2 protein-coding genes and 1 pseudogene are annotated in these 4,292 nt (G+C 70.7%); all 3 read right to left on the bottom strand.

Annotation, left to right across the window (positions count from 1 at the left end; genetic code table 11):
- Nucleotides 1–1,574: acetyl-CoA carboxylase biotin carboxylase subunit (locus ACY5KJ_RS18080; protein WP_462203917.1), on the bottom strand; the 1,574-nt coding region annotated here is incomplete at its 3' end.
- Between the two features lie 186 nt (nucleotides 1,575–1,760).
- Nucleotides 1,761–3,411 (bottom strand): annotated as a pseudogene (locus tag ACY5KJ_RS18075) (carboxyl transferase domain-containing protein).
- A gap of 376 nt (nucleotides 3,412–3,787) precedes the next feature.
- Nucleotides 3,788–4,292 (bottom strand): P-loop NTPase family protein (locus ACY5KJ_RS18070; RefSeq protein WP_462203916.1); only part of this gene is annotated, 505 nt, incomplete at its 5' end.

Below are 4,292 nucleotides of genomic sequence, written 5' to 3'. Positions count from 1 at the left end.
ATCTCGGGTGACGCGCTGCCGCCAGATCCGGCGCCGTCGGGGCCGCCGGACGGTACTGCCCCACCGGGCAGGGCGACGTCCCAGGTCAGCCATGCGGGCTCACCGGGCCGCCAGCCGGAGGGGATGTCCCACGGGTCGACCACCGGACCGGTCGGTTGCAATGCCAGCAGCCTGGCCAGGGCGTAGCCGAGGAGCGCCTCGCCGGGCAGGTCTCCCGGGGTGAGGGCGGCGAGATCACGTTCGACGAGACCGGTGTCGAGCCGCCCGGCGACGACGTCCGGATGGGCGAGCAGCGAGCGCAGGAAGCCGATGTTGGTCGTCACTCCGAGCAGGACCGTGCCGGCGAGCGCGGTGTCGAGACGGGCGATCGCGGCGGCGCGGTCCGCACCCCAGGCGATCACCTTGGCCAGAATAGGATCGTACGTGGTGCTCACGATGTCCCCGGCCCCGATGCCGGCGTCGACGCGGATGGCCGGCCCGGCCGGTTCCCGGAAAGCCAGTACCCGACCGCCGGTCGGCAGGAATCCCCGCCCGGGGTCCTCGGCGTAGATCCGCGCCTCCACCGCGTGCCCGGTCAGGCGGATGTCGGCCTGACCGAAGCGCAACGGCTCCCCGGCCGCGATCCGGATCTGCTCGGCGACCAGGTCCACCCCCGTCACCAGCTCGGTGACCGGATGCTCGACCTGGAGCCGGGTGTTCATCTCCATGAAGTAGAACTCGTCCGGCGCGTCGGCGGACAGGATGAACTCGACCGTGCCCGCTCCGACGTAGCCGACGGCGCTGGCGACAGCGACCGCCGCCGCCCCGAGCCGCTCCCTGGTCCGCGCGTCGAGCGCCGGCGCCGGCGCCTCTTCAACAATCTTCTGGTGGCGCCGTTGCAGGCTGCACTCCCGCTCACCCAGGTGGAGCACGCTGCCGTGCTCGTCGGCGAGGATCTGGACCTCGATGTGGCGGGGGCGGGTGATGAACCGCTCCACGTACAGGGTGTCATCCCCGAAGCCGGCGGCGGCCTCCCGGCGGGCCGACGCGATCGCCTCCGGCAGCCGGGCGGGCTCGCGGACGATGCGCATCCCCTTGCCACCACCCCCCGCCGAGGGTTTGAGCAGCACCGGATAGCCGATCTGACCGGCGGCCTCGGCGATCGCGGCATCGCTCATGCCCGGCGCCGACCGGCCCGGCACGACCGGCACCCCCACCTCGGCCACCGTCCGCCGCGCGGTGATCTTGTTGCCCATCACCTGCACCGCGGCGAGCGACGGTCCGATGAAGAGCACTCCGGCCGTCTCACAGGCCTGTACGAAGGCCGCGTTCTCGGCGAGGAAGCCGTAACCGGGATGGACGGCCTCCGCCCCGGACACCCTCGCCGCCTCCAGCACGGCCTCGATGCTGAGGTAGCTCTCCTTCGCGGGCGCCGGGCCCAGCCGCACCGCGACATCCGCCTCCCGGACGTGCCGCGCCCCAGCGTCGGGGTCTGAGTAGACGGCGATGGACCGGATACCGAGATCGCGCAGTGTGCGGATCACCCGGACGGCGATTTCACCCCGGTTCGCGACGAGCACCGACGAAAACGTCAAGCCCGACGCTCCCGGCGCCCTCGGCGGCACGACGCCCGCCGACCGGGCCGGCGTGAAATGGCCATCCGGACCGTGACCGGTGCCGCCGCCTGCGTGATTCGTGGCGGACAGATCAGCCGTGGACACCCTTGATCCTCACGATTGGTTTCCTCACATCGGATGTTTCCGCACGTCAGGATGTCCCCCTCACATCCGGAAGACGCCGTAGCCCACCGGTTCCAGCGGAGCGTTCGCCGCCACCGACAGGCCCAGGCCCAGCACCATACGGGTGTCGGCCGGATCGATGACACCGTCGTCCCACAGCCGAGCGGTCGAATAGTACGGGCTGCCCTGCTCCGCGTACCGATTCAAGATCGGCGCCCGGAAGGCGGCCTCGTCGGCCTCGCTCCAGGCGACCCCCGCGGCTTCCATCTGGTCCCGGCGCACGGTCGCCAGCACCGCCGCCGCCTGCTCCCCGCCCATCACCGAGACGCAGGCATTCGGCCACATCCACAGAAAACGGGGCGAGAATGCCCGACCGCACATCGAGTAATTACCCGCGCCGAACGAACCGCCGATCACCACGGTGAACTTCGGCACCCGGGCACAGGCGACCGCGTTGACCATCTTCGCGCCATGCTTCGCGATGCCACCGGCCTCGTACTCCCGACCCACCATGAAACCGGTGATGTTCTGCAGGAACACCAACGGGATACCGCGCTGATCGCAGAGTTCGATGAAATGGGTGCCCTTCAGCGCCGACTCGCCGAAGAGCACCCCGTTGTTCGCGACGATTCCCACGGGATGGCCATGGAGGCGGGCGGTCCCGGTGACCAGCGTCGTTCCGTACTCCTTCTTCAACTCCGCGAAACGGCTGCCGTCGACGATGCGCGCGATCACCTCCCGCACATCATAGGGGGTGCGCCCGTCCGTCGGTACCGCGGCGTACAGCCCGGCCGGGTCGACCGCCGGTGCCTCGGTCGGCTCCAGCTCCCACGGCCGCGGACCGCGCGGCGCGAGGCCCGCGACGATGGAGCGCACGATCCGCAGCGCCTGGGCGTCGTCCTCGGCCAGGTGGTCGGTCACCCCGGAGGTGCGGGAGTGCAGCAGCCCGCCGCCGAGATCCTCGGCCGACACCACCTCGCCGGTCGCGGCCTTCACGAGCGGCGGACCACCGAGGAAGATCGTCCCCTGATTCCTGACTATCACCGCCTCGTCGGCCATCGCGGGAACGTACGCGCCGCCCGCCGTGCACGAACCGAGCACCGCCGCGATCTGGGAGATTCCCAGCGAGGACATTCGGGCCTGGTTGAAGAAGATCCGCCCGAAATGCTCCCGGTCCGGGAAGACCTGGTCCTGCAGCGGAAGAAACGCCCCCCCCGGAGTCGACCAGATAAACACAGGGCAGCCGGTTCTGCAGCGCCACCTCCTGGGCACGCAGATGCTTCTTCACGGTCAACGGATAGTAGGTGCCACCCTTGACCGTGGCGTCGTTGGCGACCACCACGCATTCCCGACCCGAGATCCGGCCAATACCGGTGATGATGCCCGCCCCAGGAACCGGATCCTCGTAAAAGCCGTTCGCGGCTAGCGGGGAAAGCTCCAGAAAGGGGCTCCCCCGGTCGAGCAGCGCGTCGACCCGGTCGCGGGGCAGGAGTTTGCCGCGAGCCACGTGGCGGGACCGCGCCTGCTCCGACCCGCCGACCGCCGCCACCGCCAACCGCTCCTGGAGATCGGTCACGGCGTGCCAATGCCCCTCGGCATTGCGCCGTCCCTGTTCACCCGCGGCATCGACCCGACTGGTCAGGACCGGCGTGGCCGAGGACCGTCGGACCTCGTCGGACCGCCGACCGGCGATGGTTCCGGCGCGTGCTGCGCTCACAGTCACCCCCCACGGGTGGACGTCGGGCCCCGAAACAACGTTTCCAAGTTAACGACCGCTAACCTCGTCGTCAAGGCAGACGGCGGCGGGGACCATCGGGCAGGCGGCCGATCCCCATCGCCATTGCCGGACCTTCACCCCTTCACCGACATTCACCCACCACCGGGACCGAGACCAGGATCCGGCGATCCGAAATACACCGGCTGCTCCCCGGTGGCTAACTTTAGCGATGCCTGACCGGTGACGTCCGACCGGGACTTCTCGCCGTGATCCGGCGCGCCCCGCCCCTCGGCCGCCGGCCCGGCCTGCTCCCGGCCAGGTGGGCCCGAATCGGGAGTACGGCGCGCAGCCGTCACAGGTACATGCCGTGGCGGGCGTCCGGGGTGGTGGGCCGCGGCAGGCCGCGGCCGTCCCGCAGGGCGAACAGCTCTGCCAGCGTCATGCTCGACCGGACCCCCTCCGCGGAGCCCAGCCAGGACACCGCCTCGGTGTGCGGCAGGGCTCCCACCTCGATCTGGGCGAGGCAGCGACCGGGACGGACAACGGCGGGATGCATGCGCAGCAGATCCTCGTTCGTGGTCAGGGCGACCAGCACCTCGCGGCCCTGCCCGACCAGACCATCGGTGAGGTTCAGCAGTCGGGAGAGCTGCTGCCCGGCCGCACCCCGGCCGTCCCCTCGGATCAGGTCGTCGCAGTCCTCGATCACCAGCAGCCGCCACCGGTGGGTGGGTGGCCCGCCCATGCGGTCGGTCGCCGCGGCCTGGGCACCACGACTGTCCGCATCCCCGGACCTGGCATCCCCGGACCTGGCATCCCCCGACTCGGCATCCCCCGACCCGGCATCGCCGGACCTGGCA

The sequence above is a fragment of the Frankia sp. CcWB3 genome, from assembly GCF_977927595.1.
Note: the sequence above shows the minus strand (reverse complement) of the source record. Positions and strands in the feature narration are given on the sequence as shown.